We start from the raw sequence: 5,525 nt of genomic DNA, 5'->3' as shown, positions 1-5,525 counted from the left end.
TGCTCCGAAGATTAAACAACCATTATCAAGCATTCATAAAACAATTAACGATATTACATCAGTATCAAAGAAGAAGAGACGACAAGAACCGACTAATCTCAGAACCCGAAGATTTGAAAATGGCTTGTGAGATTTTGTTTGAAGCAATAATTTTAAAAGTAGATGACCTTAATTCATCGCTTCGCCAGTTCTTTGATAAGTTAAAAGAATACATAAAACAAAATGGAAACGGAAAATTATCGGAATACCAATTTACACAAAGAGAAATAAGACTTGCCCTAAACCTAAGTAAAGGCACTTGTTTTAGACACATGGAAGATTTGGAACAATTGGAATACATACAAAAGTCAGGTGGATATAGCAATAAAGGGTTTAAATATAAAATTGTTTTTTGGGACGACATGGAAAAGATAAGAGCCAAGATAAAAGACGAGCTAAACAAACAGCTTGAGCAGTTAGGGCGAGATAAAGCGAGTTTGAGCTAAATAGCGACTCAGGGCAAATGAACCGCTAGAAACCGCAAATAACAGGCAAAATGCCCGTAGTGTTCCATTGGTTCGGGAGTGCATATAAGAAGAAAAGAAAAAAAAGAATCGTAATGAAAATCATCGTAAACAAAATATAAAAGATGAAACATCTGCCAATATATAATCAGACTTACGAAAATTACTATAAAGAATTTAATTCTTTTATAAAAACGAAAGGATACAGCAGGTGCAATAATAGTATGTATCCAAGCTGTGTAAGAGAATTTTTATTTTTTATTGAAAGCCGACAAATAGACGAAATAAAAAAAATAACGGCGACAGAAATAATTGCATACCACGAATACCTTATGGAAAGACCGAACCAAAGACGAGGTGGTGGATTAAGCGATTCAATGATTAAAAATAATCTTTTCTCATTAAGATTATTTTTTGATTATTTACTTGATACAGATGTTATAGATAGCTCCCCTGCACGATTGCCAAAATTTACATTAAAAAGATTCAAAGAAAGAAATATACTTACACTTGAAGAAGTAAAGCAACTTTATAATGTTTGCGAGTCAAGAAAAGACAGAGCAATAATATCGCTTGCTTATGGTTGCGGACTGAGAAGAAGTGAACTTGAAAAACTTGATACATCGGATGTTCACTTGCAAAAAGGAGTTGTAATAATAAGAGACAGTAAGAATCATAAAAGTCGTGCCATTCCCCTTTCAGACAATGTGCTTAAAGATTTAAAAGAATATGTTTTAAATGAAAGAATGAATTATATACAACTGGATAAAACACCAACACACGCATTATTCATAAACGAACTCGGATTAAGAAAAAGAGGAGCAGATATAAATAAAAGGTTAAAACAACTTATTGAAAAAACGCAGAATCCCGAAATACTGAAAAAAGAAATTACGCTACATTGCCTCCGACATTCAATCGCCACTCACCTTTTGGACAATGGAGCAACAATTGAGTTCGTGCAACATTTCTTAGGACACAGCAATATTGATACAGCACACATATATTCAAAGAAAAGAAAACAAAGAATAAAAATATTAAGTCAAATCAGATAAAGCAAAAAAGTAAAATATGAACGATTTGAAAAACATAGAAAATTATCTTTACCGCATGGGGCACTCAAAGCAAACAATTAAAAGTTATTTGTATGCAATAAATAACTTTCTGAATGTAAGTCCGAATGCAGTAAACTATAAGTATAAAGATGTATTAAATTACATGGGAGAAAAAGTAAAAAACTATAAAAACTCAGGCACTAAAAACGGAATACTCGGAGCAGTAAAAAAATATTATGATTATTTAGTTGACATAGGAAGAAGAAACGATCATCCGTGCCGAAGACTGATATTAAGCAGTAGAAAGAACAGAGACATAATTCATCAGGATTTATTTACTTCAGAAGAACTGGAAATGCTTATGAACAGAGATGAACGATATGAAAAACTAAGACTGAAAAATCAGACATTAACATCAATACTCATTTATCAGGGGCTTACAGTCGGCGAAATGATAAATTTAAAAATCAACAATATTGATTTTGACAACGGAACTATTTATATAAAAGGTTCAAGAAAATTCGCTTCACGCCACTTGGAGCTTGTTCCGAAGCAATTCAGAATAATTGAAAAGTATATCAGGGAGAGCAGAGAAAACCTTTTAAAATGCGAAACAGAAAAATTGCTTATCGGAATGCGAGGACACCCGATAACAGTTGAAGATATTAATTATGTTGTGGAAACATCCAAACCCTTATTTCCCGACAGAAATTTAAACCCGATGACAGTAAGAATGAGTGTAATTGCAAATTGGCTGAATGAAAAACGCATTCCATTGGAGCAGGTGCAACTGATGGCAGGACATAAATGGATTTCAGCAACAGCGAGGTTTCGCTTTACTCCGATAGAAGAACAAAGGGAGCTAATAAATAAATTTCATCCTTTAAAATAATAGTGAAATTAAAAAAAAGATTATGAAAAATTCATTTTTTACCAAAAAAATTGTTATTAGAAAACACAATTTAAGAAATAAAACTATTATCTTTGGAGAAAACATAAAAATGGCAGATCAAGAAAAAACTTTTTGGGATAGGCTAGTTGAAAATAAAATTATAATATTTATTTGGGAAAATATTGATATTATAATTAGTATTTCATTAGCAATTTATGCTGGAGTAGTTGGAATTTTTGGAGCAGAAATTAATTATGTTGTTTCTGCAATAGCAGGTGTACTGGCATTATTAAGTTTTGGAATAATTCGAGATAGAGAAACCAGAAATAATTTAAATAAAAAGATTTTATTATTTGAAAAAAATCAAGGTGCTGATGCTTTGCTTTGGTCAGGAATAGAAGAAAAAGAATTAATTAAAAAAGCAACAAATGAGCTAATTTTAATACAAGAATCTGGAAGAATGATTTATGAATCTTGCAAGGAAGATATTGTAAGATTTTTAAATAATGGGGGCAAGATTAAATTAATAATAGTTCTAGGCCAAAGTAATAATATTGTTGAAATGATGGCTTTTAGGAGTGCTGATTTATTCAAATTTGAAAGAATGAAAGACCGATTAAAAGGTGGGGTTGAAATGATTGATGTTATTAGAGAACAAGGGAGAAGCCATGCAAAAAACCTAGAAGTAAGATTTTTTAATTATCCAACCGACATAACAGGGGTTTTTATTAATTGTGGTTCTGTTGATGCGGAAAAAGAAGCTCTTATTAGATTGCAAGGATTTAAAGTTGAATACGCCGGTAAACCGAAATTAATTTTAAATGAAAAAGATTCACCAAAAACATTCAAACTTTACTATAACCAAATTGAAAATATTTGGAAACATTCTACAAAATGTATTTTTCTTACTGGCAATTCCAAAGTTGGTAAAAGTACTTTGCTTGGAAAGATTGTTGATGAATTAAAAAAGTCAGAAAAATACAAATCTTCTATGTCAGGATTCTTGACAAATGATAATTGCGACAGCAACAATAAAAGAATAAGTTTTAGTACTACAACAATTAATGGGGAAAAAACAGGCATTTTAGCCATTAAAAACAGTGATAATGAATATATATTAGATGCAAAAATAATGACGGAATTAATAATTCCTGAGATTAAAGAAAGTATTGAAAAAAGCGGAGTAAGTTTGTTAATAATTGATGAGATTGGTCCAATTCAATTACAAAATGAAGATTTTAAGAAAATGATTTTGGAGGCATTGGAAACTCACAGAATATCTATACTTGGTATTATTGCTAATGACAAAGATCCTTTTATAAGCAAAGTCGCATGTAATTACAGAACCAATATTATTGAGGTTACGGAAAGTACTAGAAATTCATTAATTAATACTGTTTTAAACGAATTTATATAATAATTATGGATTATATTAAAAAATATTTGGGTGCGAAAACTGATATTGAATCAAGAACTTGGGGGAAACTTAATATAGAGGTTGTTTCTTTTACTCCTGCTAGCGATGGCGATTTAGTTGTAATAATTGGAAATCCTTATGATGAGGATATACCTCTTGTAAGAATACATTCTGAGTGTGTGTTTGCACAAGCTTTTGATAGTAACTTATGTGATTGTGCAGATCAACTTAAATTGGCTATGGATAGATTGGTAGCGGAAGGCAATGGAATACTTGTATATTTAAGATTTGATGGAAGGGGTGCAGGACTTGCAGCAAAAGTAAAAGCAACATCACTTGAAGTAAAAGGAATAGACACGTATGAATCAAGGTTAGAAATAGGAGTAAAACCAGAAGGTCGTGATTTTTATTCTATTGGTAAATATTTATCAAAAAAAGGATTAAAAAAAGTAAGACTACTTACTAATAATCCTACCAAAAGTGAAGGAATTGAGAAAGCAGGTATATTAGTAGTAAATGAGCCATTGCTAGTTTCTAATCCAAGCATAAATGTTCGAAAACTATATGAAACAAAAGCTCATAAATTTCATCACAATATACCAGAGGACTTAACGTAAAACAAATTATAATTTATACGTATATGGAAAATAAAAAAACAGATATTGAAATTAAAGGCATTAATTCTGACTTGTTAATTTATTTTGAAATTTTATGCAAAAAAACTAATACAAGTATTCGTAATGAAATAATAACCTTTATTGATAGTAGGGTTAATGAAGCTTTGAAAAAAAATATTATATCTCCTAAAGATAAAGATAATTACAAAATTGAAATTGAGGAATATTAATTTTCTATACTTAAAATTTGTAATAGTAATTTATGATTTTATCTGGCTTAGAAATTGAGAAAAGAATAGGTAAGGATATTAAAATAGAACCTTTTAATATTAAACAACTACATTCTAATAGTTATAATTTAAAATTAAATAATGAGCTATTGGTTTATGATGATACGGTTTTGGATATGAAAAAACCAAATCCAACTACTTTATTAACTATTCCAAATGATGGAATCACTTTATATCCTAACAAGTTATATTTAGGGAGAACTTTAGAGCATACAGAAACGCATAATTTAGTGCCGATGTTAGAAGGAAGGTCTTCTATTGGACGTTTAGGCATATTTGTTCATATAACTGCAGGATTTGGCGATGTGGGATTTTGTGGTTTTTGGACTTTAGAAATTTTTTGTGTGCAACCAATAAAGATTTATCCATTCATTGAGATTTGTCAGTTGTATTATCATACCATTGAGGGTGAGTACAAGAAATATTGCAGTGAAAAATATCAAAACAACAAAGGAATTCAAGCGAGTTTGTTGTATAAAGATTTTGAAAAATAATTTATTCTGTATTTTCTCTATATACATTTCTTAATTTAGAAATTTTCTTTTAAATTTGTTTCCAACAATATACGAGGTTTGGAAAAGTTTTCACAAAACCATACGAGTACAGATGTAAGTTCTTTGACAGAATGCATAGGTGTATATCGGTTTGGATTTAACGGACAAGAAAAAACTGATGAAATTTCAGGCAACGGAAACCATAATACTGCACTTTATTGGGAATACGACACTCGCACAGGTCGCAGATGGAACAG

At 30.4% G+C, this 5,525-nt stretch carries 7 protein-coding genes; all 7 read left to right on the top strand.

Translation table 11 applies throughout. From position 1 onward, the window contains the following. A partial coding sequence (locus WC223_13695; GenBank protein MFA6925294.1) for a winged helix-turn-helix transcriptional regulator occupies window positions 1-485 on the top strand: 485 nt, incomplete at its 5' end. A gap of 143 nt (window positions 486-628) precedes the next feature. Further along, window positions 629-1,558: a tyrosine-type recombinase/integrase gene (locus WC223_13690; GenBank protein ID MFA6925293.1), complete on the top strand. Its 930-nt coding sequence runs from the start codon at window positions 629-631 to the stop codon at window positions 1,556-1,558. Window positions 1,559-1,574: 16 nt separating this feature from the next. Next, window positions 1,575-2,450, top strand: coding sequence for a tyrosine-type recombinase/integrase (locus WC223_13685; protein MFA6925292.1), 876 nt, complete (start codon window positions 1,575-1,577; stop codon window positions 2,448-2,450). A gap of 22 nt (window positions 2,451-2,472) precedes the next feature. After that, window positions 2,473-3,867 (top strand): nucleoside-triphosphatase, encoded by a 1,395-nt coding sequence (locus tag WC223_13680; GenBank protein ID MFA6925291.1) that lies wholly within the window; start codon window positions 2,473-2,475, stop codon window positions 3,865-3,867. Between the two features lie 5 nt (window positions 3,868-3,872). After that, a complete protein-coding gene (locus WC223_13675; GenBank protein MFA6925290.1) occupies window positions 3,873-4,484 on the top strand; it encodes a hypothetical protein in 612 nt (203 codons plus the stop codon). A 23-nt stretch (window positions 4,485-4,507) separates the two neighbouring features. Continuing rightward, window positions 4,508-4,714: a hypothetical protein gene (locus tag WC223_13670; protein ID MFA6925289.1), complete on the top strand. Its 207-nt coding sequence runs from the start codon at window positions 4,508-4,510 to the stop codon at window positions 4,712-4,714. Between the two features lie 32 nt (window positions 4,715-4,746). Next, window positions 4,747-5,268 carry a dCTP deaminase gene (gene dcd / locus WC223_13665; protein ID MFA6925288.1) on the top strand — a complete coding sequence of 174 codons (522 nt, stop codon included), beginning with the start codon at window positions 4,747-4,749 and terminating at the stop codon, window positions 5,266-5,268. The last annotated feature ends 257 nt before the right edge of the window (window positions 5,269-5,525 follow it).

The sequence above is a fragment of the Bacteroidales bacterium genome (assembly GCA_041671145.1).
GTDB lineage: Bacteria > Bacteroidota > Bacteroidia > Bacteroidales > JAHJDW01 > JAQUPB01.
The sequence above is the reverse complement of the archived record's forward strand: the minus strand, read 5'-3'. Positions and strand labels throughout refer to the sequence as shown.